The following is a 17177-nucleotide window of genomic DNA, read 5'->3' on the forward strand; positions in this document are numbered from 1 at the left end:
GCCCGTGCTCCACGCGCGCGTCCTGCTGCTGCTTTGCCTGGTGCTGTGCCTGCCGCTGTCTGCGGCGGCGGCCAGCGCGCCCGCGTTGCACGCACGGGCCAGCCTCGCTGGGCCGCACGCCGAGCCGCCCACCGCTGACCTGCGCTGGCTCTGGGCCCATCGCCAGTTGCGCCTGGGCGTGCTCGCGCGCGACAACCCGCCGTACGACATCCTCGGCACCGGCCAGGCCTACGAGGGCATCAGTGCCGACTATGCCGGGCTGGTGGCCGAGCATCTGCGCCTGGCCATGAGCGTGCAGGTGTTCGCGTCGTTCGAGCAGGCCGCCGAGGCCCTGCGCGCGGGGGCGATCGACCTGTTGGCCTCGGTCAGCCGCCAGCAGGCCCGCGCGGCCGGCCTGCAGCTGTCGCGGGCGTACGGCCAGGACCAGCCGTTGTTGATGGCCGCCGACCACGATGGCCAGCCGCTGAAGGCCGCCAGCGAGCCCTTCACCCTGGTGATGGTGGACGGTTACCGGCCCCTGCAGGAGGTCAGCGCGCGCTACCCGATGGCCCAGGTCCAGCTGCACCCGTCTACGCTCAGCGCCTTCGCGGCGCTGGCGCTGGGCCAGGCCGAGCTGTACCTGGGTGATGCCCTGAGCGGGCGTTATGTGCGCGGCCGCAACCCGCCCGCCGGGACCGTCGAGCTCGGCCCCGCACGCTGGCCGGAAGACGCCATCGGTTTTGCCCTGCGCCACCACGACTCACCGCTGGCGCGCCTGGTGGATGCTGCCCTGGCGGCCATCGACGAGCGCCAGCACGCGCAGATCCGCGAGCGCTGGAGCCCGCTGGCGGCCCAGGCCGCGGAGCCTCGACAGGTGCAGTTGAGCGATGCCGAACAGCGCTGGTTGCAGCACAACCCGAGCATCACGGTGCTGGTGGATGAGCAACGGGTACCGTTGAGCTACCGCGACGGCAAGGCGCAGTTGCGCGGTTTGAGCCTGGATGTGCTGCAGGTGATCAGCCGCCGCACCGGCTTGCACTTCCAGGTCGAGGCGGGCGGCAGCCTCGAGCGCATGCTCGGCCAGCTCGGCAACGGTCAGGCCCGGCTGATCGCCGGGGTGCCGCGCAGCCCGGCGCTGGAGCGCAGCCTGGTGTTCAGCCGGGCCTACCTGAGTGCTCCGCGGGTGCTGGTCACCCGCGATGAACCGCAGGCGCCGGCCAGCCTCGAGCAGTTGGCCGGCGAGCGGCTGGCGGTGGTCTGGGGCAGCGCCGTGCAAGCGACCTTGCCGGTGGGCTACCCGCAGGTTCGCCTGCAGGCGGTGGCGGGCCCGGTGGCGGCCCTGCACGCGGTCGCGCGCGGCCAGGTGCGCGCCGCCGTGCTGACCCTCGACGACGCCCGGCCGTTGATCGCCCGTTGGTACCCGGGGCGCTTGCGCATCAGTGCCAGCCTGCCGCTTGCGCCCGCGCACTTCGCGTTGGCCAGTGCCCGCGGCGAAGCGGAACTGCAGAGCATCCTCAACAAGGCCCTGCTGAGCCTGGCGCCGCACGAAAGCGACCTGCTGATGCGCCGCTGGCGTAACCCGCTGATCGTCGCCGAGGGCGCGTGGCCGCGCTATCGCAACAAGGTCCTGCTGGGCTTTGCCGTGGCCGTGGTGCTGCTGTCGCTGGCCCTGATGTGGATCCGCTACCTGCGGCGCCTGCAGGTCCGGTTACGCCAGGCGACCGTGGTGGCAGACACCGCCAACCAGGCCAAGACGCAGTTCCTGACCACCATGAGCCATGAAATCCGCACGCCGCTGCACGCCATGCTGGGCATGCTCGAACTGGCCCAGCACAAGGCCGGGCAGGGTGTCTTCGACCCCTTGGCGGTGGAGGTGGCGGCGGAGGCGGCGCGCGGCTTGCTCGAGCTGATCGGCGACATCCTCGACATCACCCGCATCGAGGCCGGCCAGTTGCACCTGGCGCCGCAGCGGGTTGGCCTGCGCGACCAAGTGGCGCGGGTGGTCCAGCTGTTCGAGCAGCAGGCACGCGGCAAGGGCCTGCAGTTGCGTTTGCAGACGCACGGTGCGGTGGACGTCGAGGTGCTGCTCGACCCCCTGCGCTTCAAGCAGGTGCTGGCCAACCTGCTGAGCAACGCGATCAAGTTCACCCGCCAGGGCGGGGTCGAGGTGAGCCTGCGCGCGGTGCCCGGTGAAGGCCAGCTGGCGGTCGAGGTGCAGGTCAAGGACAGCGGTATCGGCATTGCCGAAGCGGACCTGGCCGCGCTCGGCCAGCCGTTTCGCCAGGCCAGCAATCAGCAGCAGTCGCCGCGTTGCAGCGCGGGGCTGGGCCTGGGCATCAGCCGCAGCCTGTGTGAAATGATGGGCGGGCGCTTGAGCGTGCGCAGCGTGCTCGGCCAGGGCACCGAGGTGAGCATTCGCTTGAGCCTGGCACTGTTGTCGCCAACACCGGCACCGGCCGCAGCTGCGCCGGCGCCCCAGGCGCAGGCCAGCCAGGCGCCATTGAGGGTGCTGGTGGTCGACGACTACCCGGCCAGCCGGCTGTTGCTGGCCCAGCAGCTCGATTACCTCGGCCATCAGGTGCGGGTTGCCGAAGACGGCGCGCAGGCCCTGCGGCTGTGGCTCACGGAGCCGTTCGCGGTGGTCATCAGCGACTGCAACATGCCCCGGCTCAATGGCCATGCCCTGGCCCGCGCCATTCGCGAGCACGAGCGGCGCAGTCAGCGCCCGGCGTGCCGGCTGATCGGGCTCACGGCCAATGCCCAGGCGATCGAACGGCGGCGTTGCCGGGCGTCTGGCATGGACGCTTGCCTGTTCAAACCATTGCGCCTGGACAGCCTGGTCCAGGCGCTGGCCAGCAGCGCGCCGGTGATGGACGTGGAGTACCTGCAACGCCTGGTCGGCGACGACCGGGCGGGGCTGCTGGCGTTGCTCGGCAGCCTGCGCAGCAGTAACCGCAGCGACCTGCAACGCCTGGAGCAACTGGTCGAGGATGTGCCGGCGCTGGCGGAGCTGGCGCACCGGGTCAAGGGCGGCGCGCGGATCGCCCGCGCCGAAGAGCTGGCCGGCTGGTGCGAGCGCGTCGAGCGCAGCTGTGCCCGTGAGCCGCCGCTGCCCGAGCAATTACGCGAGGACGTGTGCGCCATGGCAGACGCAATGCGACGCCTTGAGCACAGCCTGGATCAACAGGTGGCGCAAGGCGTCGCACAAGCGGGCGCCCCCTGAGCGAGCTCAGGGGGCGAGGGTCATATCATGCCAAGTAGCAACAGCACCAGGAGGATCACCAGCACCACGCCGATGATGCCGGACGGGCCATAGCCCCAGCTGCGCGAGTGTGGGAACACCGGTAAGCCACCAATCAACAGCAGGATCAGGATGATGATGAGGATCGTGGTCATGGGCAGAATCCTTGCGTTGTTCTAAGGGGAAGAGGCCAGTACGGGCCGCTTACAATTCCGACCGCGGCCGTTAGGCAAAGATTCAATCAATGTCGATGCCGGCCCATTCAGCACCCTGATAGCAGCAGAACTCGCTGCAGGCCTTGGCTAGACTCGCGTCATTGCCCACCGCACAAGGCCCCACAACCATGCACAATCGAATGATGATCACTGGCGCCGGTTCCGGCCTCGGCCGCGAGCTCGCCCTGCGTTGGGCGCGCGAGGGCTGGCGCCTGGCCCTGGCCGATGTCAACGAAGCCGGCCTGCGCGAAACCCTCGAGCTGGTGCGTGGCGCCGGCGGTGATGGCTTCGTCCAGCGCTGCGACGTGCGCGACTACAGCCAGCTCACGGCCCTGGCCCAGGCGTGCGAGGAGAAGTTCGGCGGCATCGACATCATCGTCAACAACGCCGGGGTCGCGGCGGGTGGGTTCTTTGCCGAGCTGTCGCTGGAGGACTGGGACTGGCAGATCGCGGTCAACCTGATGGGCGTGGTCAAGGGCTGCAAGGCGTTCTTGCCGCTGCTCGAGCGCAGCCAGGGGCGGATCGTCAACATCGCCTCCATGGCCGCGCTGATGCAGGGGCCGGGCATGAGCAACTACAACGTCGCCAAGGCCGGCGTGCTGGCGCTGTCGGAGAGCCTGCTGGTGGAGTTGCGCCAGGTGGGCGTGGCGGTGCATGTGGTGTGCCCGTCGTTCTTCCAGACCAACCTGCTGGACTCGTTCCGCGGGCCGGACCCGGCGATGAAGGCCCAGGTGGGCCGGTTGCTCGAAGGCTCGCCGATCAGTGCGGCTGACATCGCCGAGTATGTGCATGCGCGGATTGCCGCCGGGGAGTTCATGATCCTGCCGCACGAGGCGGGGCGCGAGGCGTGGCAGCTCAAGTGCCGGGCGCCGGAGAAGCTGTATGACGAGATGGCGGGCATGGCGGCGAAGATGCGCGCCAAAGGGCGGCCTGGGGGCTAGGCACAATGCCGGTCAGCTAAGACTGGGTTGCCTGTTGTGGGGCCGCTTTGCGGCCCTTTCGCGACACAAGGCCGCTCCCACAGGACCCCCACATATTTCAGAAGCGCCGCTGTACCTGTGGGAGCGGCCTTGTGTCGCGAAAGGGCTGCGAAGCGGCCCCAGCTTCCTAACTGACTGGCATCGGGCTAGGCAGGCGAATCAGTGCTGATCAATCAGGTATTCTGGGCGCCTTCTTTCCTGGGATGAATCCTGGCGTGATCAACTACTTCTGGTTCTTCCTCGCAGCCCTGTTCGAGATCGGCGGCTGCTACGCCTTCTACCTCTGGCTGCGGCTGGGCAAGAGCGCCTGGTGGATCCTCCCGGCGCTGCTCAGCCTGACCGTCTTCGGCCTGATCCTCACCCGCGTCGAGGCGGCCTACGCCGGCCGCGCCTATGCGGCCTATGGCGGCATCTACATCGTCTCTTCGCTGCTCTGGCTGGCGCTGGTGGAGCGGGTCCGGCCGCTGGGCAGCGACTGGCTCGGCGCGGCGCTGTGCGTCGTCGGGGCAACCATCATCGTGTTCGGCCCGCGTTTCCAGCAGGGCTGAAACTGGCCAATCTTGTAGGGTTTTTTACCTAGAGATGTAGGACGCGTCTATTTCGTAGCCGAACGATTGTGTAGGTGAATGTACCCCGTGCACGCTCCATTTTCCCTAGTCTTGGAGGATCGGAGCATGCTGGTAATTTCACGCGACGTCGGCGAGGTCATCACCATCGGCGATGACATTCAGATCCATGTGCTGGCCGTGATCAACGGGGTCGTGCGCTTTGGCGTCAGCGCCCCGCGTGAGGTGCCGGTGCACCGCACCGAGGTCTACGCGCGGATCAAGGCGCGCCAAGCGCAAGAGCCGGACGAATGAAAAGGGGGCTGCACGGCAGCCCCCAGCGCGTCAGTCGAGCAACTCGCGCGGCACATCATGCTTGGCCAGCAGCTGGCACTGCTGGCTCTCGAGGTCGAACAGGATGAACGCCTGGCCCTTGGCCAACGCCTGGCGGACCCGCAGCACACGGGTCTCCAGCGGGGTGTCGTCGCCGTTGTCGGTGCCTTCGCGGGTGACGAAGTCCTCGATCAGGCGGGTCAGGGTGTCGGCTTCGAGTTGGTCGTAAGGGATCAGCATGCGCAGAGTCGGTCGGTAGTCATCAGTGCGGCCATGCTACGCGAATCCCAACGCCAGCGCGCAGCCTTCACCCTTTGTTGCCGACCAGGCTGTCGACCGCCGGCACCCGTGTATCGCTCTCCATTTGCGCGTCGTGCTCGAGCTGGTGGCTGAAGCGCTCCAGCGAGGTATTGGCCGGGTTGGAGTCGCTGGCGAACACCGGCGGGCTGAGCAGGTAACCCGCCAGCAGGCGGCTCAGGGTCGCCAGGCTGTCGATGTGGGTACGCTCGTAGCCGTGGGTCGCGTCGCAGCCAAAGGCTACCAGCGCGGTACGGATATCGTGGCCGGCAGTGACCGCTGAGTGGGCGTCGCTGAAGTAGTAGCGGAACAGGTCGCGGCGCACCGGCAACTCCTGTTCGCCGGCCAGCTTTAGCAGGTGGCGCGACAGGTGGTAGTCGTAAGGGCCGGACGAGTCCTGCATGGCCACGCTCACCGCGTGTTCGCTGGAGGCCTGGCCGGGTGCCACCGGGGCGATGTCGATGCCGACGAACTCGCTGACGTCCCACGGCAGCGCGCCGGCGGCACCGGAGCCGGTCTCTTCGGTGATGGTGAACAGTGGGTGGCAGTCGATCAGCGGTTGCTGGCCGCTTTCGACCACCGCCTTGAGCGCCGCCAGCAGGGCCGCGACACCGGCTTTGTCGTCCAGGTGGCGGGCGCTGATGTGGCCGCTTTCGGTGAACTCGGGCAGCGGGTCGAACGCGACGAAATCGCCGATCGAGATGCCCAGCGCCTCGCAGTCGGCGCGGGTGGTGCAGTAGGCGTCGACGCGCACTTCGACGTGGTCCCAGCTGACCGGCATCTGGTCGATGGCGGTATTGAACGCGTGGCCGCTGGCCATCAACGGCAGCACGCTGCCGCGCAGCACGCCGGTGTCGGTGAAGACGCTGACCCGGCTGCCTTCGGCAAAGCGGCTGGACCAGCAGCCGACCGGCGCCAGGGCCAGGCGGCCGTTGTCCTGCAGCTGGCGCACGCTGGCGCCGATGGTGTCGAGGTGTGCCGAGACGGCGCGGTCGGGGGAGCTTTGGCGGCCCTTGAGGGTGGCGCGGATGGTGCCGCGGCGGGTCAGTTCGAAGGGGATGCCGAGTTCATCCAGGCGCTCGGCGACGTAGCGCACGATGGTGTCGGTGAAGCCGGTGGGGCTGGGGATGGCGAGCATCTCCAGGAGGACGCGTTTCAGGTAGTCGAGATCCGGTTCGGGGTGGTGGGTAGACATGTGCACTCCTCGGCGGGTGGGTGTTGACCTTGCTGGCCTCTTCGCGGGTAAACCCGCTCCCACAGGGTCCGAGGTGCTCACAAAACCCTGTGGGAGCGGGTTTACCCGCGAAGAGGCCAGCACAGTCAAAGCATTGATTACGCCAACGGCCGGCTGTGCGGGAACAGCAGGTCGACAAAGCGTTCAGCGGTGGGTTGCGGTTCATGGTTGGCCAGGCCAACGCGCTCGTTGGCCTCGATGATCACGTACTCCGGCTGGCTGGCATCAGCGACCATCAGGTCGAGCCCCACCACCGGGATATCCAGCGCTCGCGCGGCCCGTACGGCGGCCTCGGCCAGCACCGGGTGCAGGCGTTCGGTGACATCCTCCAGGGTGCCACCGGTGTGCAGGTTGGCCGCACGGCGCACCGCCAGGCGCTGCCCGGCCGGCAGCACATCGCTGTAGGTCAGGCCGGCCGCGCGCACGGTGCGCTCGGTTTCTTCATCCAGCGGGATCCGGCTCTCGCCGTCGGTGGCCGCCTGGCGGCGCCGGCTCTGCGCCTCGATCAGCGCCTTGACGCTGTGCGTGCCGTCGCCGATCACCTGCGCCGGGTGACGAATCGCCGCCGCCACCACTTCATGGCCGATCACCACAATGCGCAGGTCATGGCCGGGGTGGAAGCTCTCGAGCAACACCCGGCTGTCGAAACGGCGGGCCTGCTCGACCGCTTGGGTCACCTCGTCCAGGGTCGTCAGGTTGACCGCAACGCCCTGGCCCTGTTCGCCGTCGACCGGCTTCACCACCAGCGCGCCATGCTCTTCGAGAAACGCCAGGTTGTCGTCGGCATTGCCCGCCAGTTGCTGCACCGGCACAAGCAGGCCGGCCTGGTCCAGGGCGCGCTGGGTCAGGCACTTGTCTTGGCAGAGGGTCATGCTCACGGCGCTGGTCAGGTCGCTCAACGACTCCCGGCAACGCACCCGGCGCCCGCCCAGGCTGAGGGTGAACAGCCCGGCCTTGGCGTCATCGACCTGCACCTCGATACCACGCCGGTGCGCCTCGTCGACGATGATCCGCGCATACGGGTTGAGCGCCGCCGCCGGGCCGGGGCCGAGAAACAGCGGCTGGTTGATGCCGTTCTTGCGCTTGACCGCAAAGGTCGGCAGGTTGCGAAAGCCGAGCTTCTGGTACAGGCGCTTGGCCTGGCGGTTGTCGTGCATCACCGAGAGGTCGAGGTAGGCCAGCTCGCGGCTCATGAAGTGCTCGATCAGGTGGCGCACCAGCACTTCACCGACCCCGGGCCGGCTGCACTGCGGGTCGACCGCCAGGCACCAGAGACTGCAACCGTGCTCCGGGTCGTCGAAGGCCTTGCTGTGGTTGAGGCCCATGACGCTGCCGATCACCGCGCCGCTGTCTTCGTCCTCGGCGAGCCAGTACACCGGCCCGCCCTGGTGACGCGGGGTGAGCAGCTCGGCGTTGACCGGCAGCATGCCGCGGGTCTGGTAGAGGTTGTTGATCGCCTGCCAGTCCGCCTCGCTCTGCGCCCGGCGGATGCGAAACCCGCGAAACACCCGCTGCGCCGGGCGGTAGTCGGTAAACCACAGGCGCAGGGTGTCGGATGGGTCGAGGAACAGTTGCTGCGGCGCCTGGGCCAGCACTTGCTGCGGCGCCGCCACGTACAAGGCGATGTCGCGTTCGCCCGGGCTTTCTTCAAGCAGCGCCGCAGCCAAGTCGCTCGGCTGCGGGTAGGTGTGCCCGATCAGCAGCCTACCCCAGCCACAGTGCACCGCGCGCGGCTGGTCGTGCGGCTCGCTGCCATCACCGGCCAGGCGCGCCTGCAGGCGCTCGTAGGAGGGCGCCTGGCCGCGCAGCAAGCGCTGGCCGTAGGCGATTTCGTGGGCTTTCATCGATCAGATTCCTTGTTCGCTGAGCCACAGGTTGAGCGCTGCCAACTGCCACAGCTTGGAGCCGCGCAGCGGAGTCAGCTGGCCGTGCGGGTTGCTCAGCAGCGTGTCGATCATGGCCGGGTTGAACAGGCCGCGGTCCTGGCTCGGGTCGGTCAGCAGCTCGCGCACCCAGCCCAGCGTGGCGCCTTCGAGGTGCTTGAGGCCGGGCACCGGGAAGTAGCCCTTCTTGCGGTCGATGACTTCATGCGGGATGACCCGCCGCGCCGCCGACTTGAGCACCTGTTTGCCGCCGTCGGGCAGCTTGAAGCGCGCTGGGATCCGCGCCGACAGCTCGGCCAGGCGGTAGTCGAGGAACGGCGTGCGCGCCTCCAGGCCCCAGGCCATGGTCATGTTGTCGACGCGTTTGACCGGGTCGTCGACCAGCATCACCGTGCTGTCCAGGCGCAGCGCCTTGTCCACCGCATCCGGCGCGCCGGGGCGGGCGAAGTGCTCTCGGACAAAATCGCCAGCGGCGTCGTGCTCGAGCAGCCAAGGGGCCTGCACGGTATCGCGGTACTCGGCGTGGCTGCGGTCGAAGAACGCCTCGCGGTAGGCCGCATACGGGTCGGCGGCGCCGTCCACCTGCGGGTACCAGTGGTAGCCGGCGAACAGTTCGTCGGCGCCCTGGCCGCTCTGCACGCCCTTGCAGTGCTTGGCCACTTCGCGCGACAACAGATAGAAGGCGATGCAGTCGTGGCTGACCATCGGCTCGCTCATGGCGCGGAATGCCGCGGGCAGCTGGTCGATGATCTCGTGCTCGGCGATGCGCAACTGATGGTGGCGCGTGCCGTAGTGGCGGGCGATCAGGTCGGAGTACTGGAACTCGTCGCCGCGTTCGCCGCCGGCATCCTCGAAGCCGATCGAGAAGGTCGACAGGTCGTCGACCCCGGTTTCGCGCAGCAGGCCGACCAGCAGGCTCGAGTCGACCCCGCCGGACAGCAGCACACCGACATCCACGGCCGCCCGTTGGCGGATCGCCACGGCGTCGCGGGTGGCGTCGAGCACGCGGGTGGTCCAGTCTTCGAGGTCAAGCTGCTGTTCGTCGGCGTTGGGCCCGTACTGCAGCTGCCACCAGGTCTGGCGCTCGACTTCGCCGTGCTGGTCGATGCGCATCCAGGTGCCGGGTTCGAGCTTTTGCACGTTGGCCAGCAGGGTGCGCGGCGCGGGCACCACGGCGTGGAAGTTGAGGTAGTGGTTGAGCGCGACGGGGTCGATCACCGGGTCGATGTCACCGCCTTTGAGCAGCGCGGGCAGGGTCGACGCGAAGCGCAGGCGTTCGCCGTTGCGCGACAGGTACAGCGGCTTGACGCCGAGGCGGTCGCGGGCGAGGAACAGGCGCTGGTTGTCGCGCTCCCAGATGGCCAGGGCGAACATCCCGTTGAGCTTGGGCAGCAGCGCTGCGCCCCAGGCGTGGTAGCCCTTGAGCAGCACCTCGGTGTCACCGTCGGACCAGAACGTGTAGCCGAGGTCTTGCAGCTCCTGGCGCAGTTCGGGGAAGTTGTAGATGGCGCCGTTGAACGCCAGCGACAGGCCGAGGGTGTTGTCGAGCATCGGCTGGGCCGAGCCGTCGGACAGGTCCATGATCTTCAGGCGGCGATGGCCGAGGGCGATCGGGCCCTGGCTATGGAAGCCCCAGGCATCCGGGCCGCGTGGCGCCAGATGATGGGTGATGCGCTCTACCGCGGCGAGGTCCGCCGGGCGAGGGGCCTGGTTGATCGGGGTGAAGCGTAACTCTCCTGCTAATCCGCACATAAGTCCTTACCGGTTTTGCCGTTGGGGAGGGGTGCCCCTGAAGTGAGGCACTTAGGAACTGACCTGTGCGGTTTGTGAGAGTTTTAGATCAATCTGTTATATGCGTTGCCTGCATTGGGGCCGCTGCGCGCCCCTTTCGCGACACAAGGCCGCTCCCACAGGGTGCGCGATGGCCTTGAGACTGGCGCGGTCCCTGTGGGAGCGGCCTTGTGTCGCGAAAGGGCTGCGAAGCGGCCCCACGATCTATGCCTTCCCGCGAATCAAGCTGCGCAAGCCAAACCGATTGGGGTGACACGCCTCAGCCACTGCCCGAGGCACTGGCAACGGCTCGCCCCCCACCCAGGCGGCAATCAGCTCGCCACTCAACGGCGCGGTAATCAACCCCCGCGACCCATGCCCACTGTTCACATACAGCCCGTCCAGCCAAGGGCACTCCACCGCCGGCACCTGCCGGGCGTCCTTGCGCAACATCGCGTACGCCTCGGCAAACGCCTCGCTGTCCGCCACCGGCCCGACAATCGGCAAATAGTCCGGGCTGGTACAGCGAAACGCCGCTCGGCCCTGCAACGCCTCAGGGTCCATGCCCGCCACGCCCAACCGCTGCGCCATGTCAGTGGAGATCTCATCCAGCATCGCCAAATTGCCCTGATGCTCGGCCACGGTCGGCGTCAGGTCCTCACTGTGGAAATCAAAACTGGCCCCCACCGTGTGTTCATCCCCGCGTACCGGCACCACATATCCCTCGGCGCAGACCACCGTGGCCAACACGCGGCTGTCTGCGGTCGCTGGCAGGTGAGTGATCTGCCCGCGAATCCGCTTCAGCGGCAACCCCGCGCATGGCGCAAACCGGCGCACCTCCGCCGCGCCCGCCAGCACCACCAGCGGTGCACTTGCCAACAGACGCTGGCCATCCCAGGCCTGCCACAGGCCGTCGACCTTGCGCAGCTCGACTACTTCCCGGTGCGTCAGCAGGCTGATCCGCGGGTGGTTCAGTTGCGCCTGGCACATCGCCGGCGGATGCACCCAGCCGCCTTCGGGATAGAACAGCCCGCCACTGGCCAGCGGCACCCCGGCCACCTGCTGCGCCTCGGCGCAGCTCAGTGACACCAGCAGGCTGCTGTCGAACGCCGCAGCCAGCTTGGCCTGGCGCTCGCCTTCCTTGGCGTCGAAGGCCAGTTGCAGCACGCCGCAGGCATCCCAGTCGTGGCCGCGCTGCAGCTGCTCGAGCCAGCGGCGGGTGTAACCGAAACCGGCCAGGATCATCTGCGACAGGGCCGTGCCGTGGGCCGACAGCTTGAGGTAGAGCACGCCCTGCAGGTTGCCCGAGGCTTCCTGGGCGGCAGCGTCATGGCGCTCCAGCACGCTGACCTGCCAGCCGCGTGCGGCGAGGCTGGCGGCGGTGGCGCTGCCGGCGAGGCCAGCGCCGATCACCAGGGCCTCGCGCGGCCCTGGCAGCGGGGCGGGGCGGGCGTACCAGGGGGCAACCGGCGCGGCGCTGGGCTGGCCGGTGTACTGGCCGTGCATGACTTCCCACTTCTTGCCCAGGCCTGGGACTTTTTTCATGCTGAAGCCGGCTTCGATCAGCCCGCGGCGCACCCAGCCGGTGGTGGTGAAGGTGCCGATCGTCGTGCCGGGATGCGACAGCCGGGCCAGTTGCGCGAACAGTTCCGGGGTCCACATGTCGGGGTTTTTCGCCGGGGCGAAACCGTCGAGGAACCACGCGTCGATCCGCGCATCGAGCAGCGGCAACTGTTCCAGCACATCGCCGATCAGCAGGGTCAGGGTCACCCGGCCGCCGTCGAAGCTGAACTGCTGGAAGCCCGGGTGCACCGCCACATACTGCGCCAGCAGCGGCTGCCAGTAAGGCGCCAGCTCCGGCCACAGTTGTACGGCGCGGGCCAGGTCGGCGCGGGTCAGCGGGTATTTTTCGACGCTGACAAAGTGCAGCCGGGCGTCGCTCGGGGCCTGCTCGGCAAACAGCTGCCAGGCGCAGAAGAAGTTCATCCCGGTGCCAAAGCCGGTTTCGCCGATCACCAGGCAGCTGTGCGCTGGCAGCTCGGCGAAGCGCTGGCGCAGGCGATTGCCTTCGATGAACACGTACTGGGTTTCGTGGCTGCCTTCGTTGGTCGAGAAGTAGACGTCGTCGTATTGCCGCGAGTGCGGGCGGCCTTGGTCGTCCCAGTCGATTTGGGCGTGCTGGGGCAGGGTAGATTCAGGCATGTTTGATTTCGGCCGGTATAGCTGCAAGTCACAAGCTGCAAGCTGTATGAAAAAGCAGATGGTGGCACGGTCTGCTTTTTCTTGCAGCTTGAAGCTTGCAGCTGTTCTAGTCTCAATAATCCATTGAAGGAGCCAGACACGCCATGTTCGAATCCGCCGAAATCGGCCACAGCATCGACAAGGACACCTATGAGGCCGAACTGCCCGCCCTGCGCGAGGCGTTGCTCGAGGCCCAGTACGAGCTCAAGCAGCAGTCGCGCTTCCCGGTGATCGTGCTGATCAACGGCGTCGAGGGCGCCGGCAAGGGCGAGACGGTCAAACTGCTCAACGAGTGGATGGACCCGCGCCTGATCGACGTGCTGACCTTTGACCAGCAGACCGACGAGGAGCTCGCCCGGCCCCCGGCCTGGCGCTACTGGCGGGCGCTGCCACCGAAAGGGCGAATGGGCGTGTTTTTCGGCAACTGGTACAGCCAGATGATCCAGGGTCGGGTACACGGCCAGTTCAAGGACGCCGTGCTCGACCAGGCCATCGCCGGCGCCGAGCGCCTCGAGCAGATGCTCTGTGACGAAGGCGCGCTGGTCATCAAGTTCTGGTTCCACCTGTCCAAGAAGCAGATGAAGGCGCGCCTCAAGGCGTTGCGCGACGACCCGCTGCACAGCTGGCGGATCAGCCCGCTGGACTGGCAGCAGTCAGAAACCTATGACCGCTTCGTGCGCTTTGGCGAGCGCGTGCTGCGCCGCACCAGCCGCGACTTCGCCCCCTGGCATGTGATCGAAGGCTTCGACCCGCATTACCGCAGCCTGGCGGTCGGGCGCATCCTGCTCGAGAGCCTGCAGGCGGCCCTGGCGGTCGACCCCAAGAGCAAGCAGCGCAGCAACGTCGCGCCGCTGGGGCGCAGCATCGACGACCTCAACCTGATCGGCGCGCTGGACATGACCCAGCGCCTGGACAAGAAGGACTACCAGGAGCAACTGGTCACCGAACAGGCCCGCCTGGCCGGCCTGTTGCGCCACAAGCACATGCGCCGACACGCCCTGGTCGCGGTGTTCGAAGGCAACGATGCGGCGGGCAAGGGCGGCGCCATCCGTCGCGTGGCCGCCGCGCTCGACCCGCGCCAGTACCGCATCGTGCCGATTGCCGCGCCGACCGAAGAGGAGCGTGCGCAGCCGTACCTGTGGCGCTTCTGGCGGCATATCCCGGCGCGCAGCAAGTTCACCATCTTCGACCGCTCGTGGTATGGGCGGGTGCTGGTCGAGCGGGTCGAGGGCTTTTGCAGCCCGGTCGACTGGATGCGCGCCTACAGCGAGATCAACGACTTCGAAGAGCAGCTCAGCAATGCCGGGGTGGTGGTGGTCAAGTTCTGGCTGGCGATCGACCAGCAGACCCAGCTGGAGCGTTTCGAAGAGCGCGAGCAGATCCCCTTCAAGCGCTACAAGATCACCGAGGAAGACTGGCGCAACCGCGAAAAGTGGGATGTCTACACCGAGGCGGTGGGGGATATGGTCGACCGCACCAGCACCGAGATCGCGCCGTGGACGCTGGTCGAGGCCAACGACAAGCGCTGGGCGCGGGTGAAGGTGTTGCGCACCATCAATGACGCGCTGGAGGCGGCGTTTGCCAAAGACAAGAAGTAGGCGGTGATCGTCATGGCCTCTTCGCGGGTAAACCCGCTCCCACAGGGTTCTGCGGACACCTCGGACCTGTGGGAGCGGGTTTACCCGCGAAGAGGCCCGCAAGGCCACAGAAAATCCCCTTGCCATGCCCCAGGGGAATGATCAGATGAATTATTTTCCCGCCACTTTCCCCCAGCCCCACCCTCCAAGCCCTTAGACTTCAACTACCCCCACCAAGGGCTCTGATCGAGGACGCTATGCATATCACTTCCGGACGCTGGGTCCATGGCCTGCTGTTGGCACTGTTGACCGCGCTGCTCTGGGGCATTCTGCCAATCAAACTCAAGCAGGTGCTGCAGGTGATGGACCCGGTCACGGTCACCTGGTACCGCCTGCTGGTGTCCGGCGGCCTGCTGTTCGCCTGGCTCTCGGCCCATCGCCGCCTGCCGGTGTTCCGCGGCCTGGGCCGCAAGCGCCTGGGGCTGGTCGCGGTGGCCATCTGCGGGCTGCTCGGCAACTACGTGCTGTACCTGATCGGCCTCAACCTGCTCAGCCCCGGCACCGCGCAGCTGGTGGTGCAGGTCGGCCCGGTGCTGTTGCTGGTGGCCAGCGTGTTCGTTTTCAAGGAGCGCTTTAGCCTGGGGCAGGGCATGGGCTTGTTGATCCTGCTGATGGGCTTTGGGCTGTTCTTCAATCAGCGGCTTGAAGAGCTGCTGACCTCGCTGAGCGTCTATACCACGGGGGTGCTGACCATTCTCCTGGCGACCAGCATCTGGGTGTTCTATGCCCTGAGCCAGAAGCAACTGCTCACGGTGTGGAACTCACAGCAGGTGATGATGGTGATTTACCTGGGCTGCGCGGCGCTGCTCACGCCCTGGGTGCACCCGCTCGAAGCGCTGCAGTTGAGCCCGCTGCAAGGCTGGCTGCTGCTGGCGTGCTGCCTGAATACGCTGGTGGCGTACGGGGCGTTTGCCGAGGCGCTGGCGCATTGGGAGGCGTCGCGGGTGAGTGCGACCTTGGCGTTGACGCCGTTGGTGACGTTTGTTGCGGTGGCGCTGGCGGCGTGGGTGTGGCCTGAGTATGTGCAGGCTGAAGAGATCAATGCGCTGGGGTATGTGGGGGCTGTGGTGGTGGTGCTGGGGTCGGCGCTGGTGGCGTTGGGACCTTCGTTGGTGGCCGGGTGGCGGGCCCGCAGGGCGCGCTTGGCTCAGGCCCAGTGAATGGGGCCGCTCTGCGGCCCTTCGCGGGTAAACCCGCTCCCACAGGGACCGCGCGAGACGTCAGGTCAGCACCCTCCCTGTGGGAGCGGGTTTACCCGCGAAGAGGCCGGTGCTGACTACCTATACATCAACCCTTGGCACCTGGCGCGAGCATGTTCTCGGGCTTGACCCACTCATCGAACTGCTCATTGGTCAGGTACTGCAACTCCAGCGCCGCCTCGCGCAAGGTCTTGCCTTCGCTATAGGCCTTCTTGGCGATTTCCGCCGCCTTGTCATAGCCGATATGCGGGTTGAGCGCCGTCACCAGCATCAACCCCCGCTCCAGGTGCGCGGCCATCTGCTCGGCGTCCGGTTCGATGCCCGCAACGCAGTGCGCCTGGAAGTTGCGGCAGCCGTCGGCCAGCAGCTCGATCGACTGCAGCAGGTTATGAATGATCACCGGCTTGAACACGTTCAGCTGCAAATGCCCCTGGCTCGCCGCAAACCCGATCGTCACGTCATTGCCCAGCACCTGGCAGGCGAGCATCGACAACGCCTCGCACTGGGTCGGGTTGACCTTGCCGGGCATGATCGAGCTGCCCGGCTCGTTGGCCGGCAAGCGCACCTCGGCCAGCCCCGCGCGCGGCCCGGAGCCGAGCAGGCGCAAGTCGTTGGCGATCTTCATCAGAGCCACGGCCAGGGTCTTCAGGGCGCCGGCCAGGCTGGTCAGCGGCTCGTGGCCGGCGAGGGCGGCGAACTTGTTCGGCGCGGTGACGAACGGCAGCCCGGACAACGCCGCCAGCTCCGCCGCCACCGCCTCGGCAAAGCCGTGCGGGGCATTCAGCCCGGTGCCCACCGCCGTGCCGCCCTGGGCCAGCTCGTACACCGCCGGCAAGGTCGCGCGGATCGCCCGCTGGGCGTAGTCGAGCTGGGCGACAAAGGCCGAGACCTCCTGGCCAAAGGTGATCGGCGTGGCGTCCATCATGTGCGTACGGCCGGTCTTGACCAGGTGGCTGTGGCGCGCCGACAGTTCGGCCAGCCCCGACGACAGCTCGGCGATCGCCGGCAGCAGTGTGTCGTGCACCGCCTGAGCCGCGGCGATATTCATCGCGGTGGGGAAGCAGTCGTTGGAGCTCTGCGAGCGGTTGACGTGATCGTTGGGGTGCACCGGCGCCTTGCCGCCCCGGCCCTGGCCGGCCAGCTCGTTGGCGCGCCCGGCGATCACTTCGTTGACGTTCATGTTGCTCTGGGTGCCGCTGCCGGTCTGCCAGACGACGAGCGGGAACTGGTCGTCGAGCTGGCCGTCGAGCACCTCGTCGGCGGCTTGTTCGATCAGCCGGGCGATGTCCGCCGGCAGGTCGCCATTGCGGTCGTTGACGCGCGCGGCGGCTTTCTTGATCAGCGCCAGGGCGTGCAGCACGGCCAGCGGCATGCGCTCTTTGCCGATGGCAAAGTTGATCAGCGAGCGCTGGGTCTGCGCGCCCCAGTAGGCGTCCTCAGGAACTTCGACCTGTCCCAGGCTGTCTGTCTCGATACGGCTCATGCTGGGTTCACTCCTTTGTCGTCTGAATCCGCAGTTTAGGCCTTGATTCGAAAGAGCGGTTCCATCGCTCGTCGTGCCACTTGAGTACAGCGCCCATCGCGGCGCAGAATGCTCTACCCCGAGGTATCCGCCTCCCTTTT

13 protein-coding genes are annotated in these 17177 nt (G+C 67.4%); 6 read left to right on the forward strand and 7 right to left on the reverse strand.

What is annotated here, in order from left to right; genetic code table 11:
* Window positions 1–4: 4 nt before the first annotated feature.
* Window positions 5–3202 carry a transporter substrate-binding domain-containing protein gene (locus CCOS865_RS08340; protein ID WP_119139686.1) on the forward strand — a complete coding sequence of 1066 codons (3198 nt, stop codon included), beginning with the start codon at window positions 5–7 and terminating at the stop codon, window positions 3200–3202.
* A gap of 20 nt (window positions 3203–3222) precedes the next feature.
* Here CCOS865_RS08340 and CCOS865_RS08345 read toward each other — a convergent pair whose 3' ends face one another.
* Window positions 3223–3381 (reverse strand): DUF3309 family protein, encoded by a 159-nt coding sequence (locus CCOS865_RS08345; RefSeq protein ID WP_186554816.1) that lies wholly within the window; start codon window positions 3379–3381, stop codon window positions 3223–3225.
* Between the two features lie 182 nt (window positions 3382–3563).
* Between CCOS865_RS08345 and CCOS865_RS08350 the strand changes: the two genes are divergently transcribed.
* The 3 genes from CCOS865_RS08350 (at window position 3564) to csrA (ending at window position 5275) form a co-directional block, all read left to right on the forward strand.
* The gene (locus CCOS865_RS08350) at window positions 3564–4376 is read left to right on the forward strand and encodes an SDR family oxidoreductase (protein ID WP_119139688.1); all 813 of its coding nucleotides are present in this window, start codon (window positions 3564–3566) and stop codon (window positions 4374–4376) included.
* A gap of 254 nt (window positions 4377–4630) precedes the next feature.
* The gene (locus CCOS865_RS08355; protein WP_119139690.1) at window positions 4631–4963 is read left to right on the forward strand and encodes a YnfA family protein; all 333 of its coding nucleotides are present in this window, start codon (window positions 4631–4633) and stop codon (window positions 4961–4963) included.
* Window positions 4964–5089: 126 nt separating this feature from the next.
* Window positions 5090–5275 (forward strand): carbon storage regulator CsrA, encoded by a 186-nt coding sequence (csrA, locus tag CCOS865_RS08360; RefSeq protein ID WP_119139692.1) that lies wholly within the window; start codon window positions 5090–5092, stop codon window positions 5273–5275.
* 30 nt (window positions 5276–5305) lie between these two features.
* Here the strand turns inward: csrA and CCOS865_RS08365 are convergent, their stop codons facing one another.
* The 5 genes from CCOS865_RS08365 to mnmC all read right to left on the reverse strand — a co-directional run bounded on the left by CCOS865_RS08365 (window position 5306) and on the right by mnmC (window position 12679).
* Entirely contained in the window at window positions 5306–5533 is a 228-nt protein-coding gene (locus CCOS865_RS08365; RefSeq protein ID WP_119139694.1) for a YheU family protein, read from the reverse strand.
* Between the two features lie 67 nt (window positions 5534–5600).
* A complete protein-coding gene (locus tag CCOS865_RS08370; protein ID WP_119139696.1) occupies window positions 5601–6785 on the reverse strand; it encodes an osmoprotectant NAGGN system M42 family peptidase in 1185 nt (394 codons plus the stop codon).
* A gap of 137 nt (window positions 6786–6922) precedes the next feature.
* Window positions 6923–8668 (reverse strand): N-acetylglutaminylglutamine synthetase, encoded by a 1746-nt coding sequence (gene ngg, locus CCOS865_RS08375; RefSeq protein WP_119139698.1) that lies wholly within the window; start codon window positions 8666–8668, stop codon window positions 6923–6925.
* Window positions 8669–8671: 3 nt separating this feature from the next.
* Window positions 8672–10459 carry an N-acetylglutaminylglutamine amidotransferase gene (locus tag CCOS865_RS08380; RefSeq protein ID WP_119139700.1) on the reverse strand — a complete coding sequence of 596 codons (1788 nt, stop codon included), beginning with the start codon at window positions 10457–10459 and terminating at the stop codon, window positions 8672–8674.
* Window positions 10460–10702: 243 nt separating this feature from the next.
* The gene (mnmC, locus tag CCOS865_RS08390) at window positions 10703–12679 is read right to left on the reverse strand and encodes a bifunctional tRNA (5-methylaminomethyl-2-thiouridine)(34)-methyltransferase MnmC2/FAD-dependent 5-carboxymethylaminomethyl-2-thiouridine(34) oxidoreductase MnmC1 (protein WP_119139703.1); all 1977 of its coding nucleotides are present in this window, start codon (window positions 12677–12679) and stop codon (window positions 10703–10705) included.
* Between the two features lie 143 nt (window positions 12680–12822).
* Here mnmC and pap point away from each other — a divergent pair, with 143 nt between their 5' ends.
* Together pap and CCOS865_RS08400 are read left to right on the forward strand one after the other, a co-directional pair.
* Entirely contained in the window at window positions 12823–14316 is a 1494-nt protein-coding gene (pap, locus tag CCOS865_RS08395) for a polyphosphate:AMP phosphotransferase (protein ID WP_119139705.1), read from the forward strand.
* Between the two features lie 236 nt (window positions 14317–14552).
* Complete coding sequence (locus CCOS865_RS08400) at window positions 14553–15515, forward strand: DMT family transporter (RefSeq protein WP_119139707.1); 963 nt, start codon at window positions 14553–14555, stop codon at window positions 15513–15515.
* 127 nt (window positions 15516–15642) lie between these two features.
* Here the strand turns inward: CCOS865_RS08400 and CCOS865_RS08405 are convergent, their stop codons facing one another.
* Window positions 15643–17037, reverse strand: a complete 1395-nt coding sequence (locus tag CCOS865_RS08405) for a class II fumarate hydratase (RefSeq protein ID WP_119139709.1) — start codon at window positions 17035–17037, stop codon at window positions 15643–15645.
* Window positions 17038–17177 lie beyond the last annotated feature (140 nt).

The sequence above is a fragment of the Pseudomonas reidholzensis genome (assembly GCF_900536025.1).
Classification (GTDB): Bacteria; Pseudomonadota; Gammaproteobacteria; order Pseudomonadales; family Pseudomonadaceae; genus Aquipseudomonas; species Aquipseudomonas reidholzensis.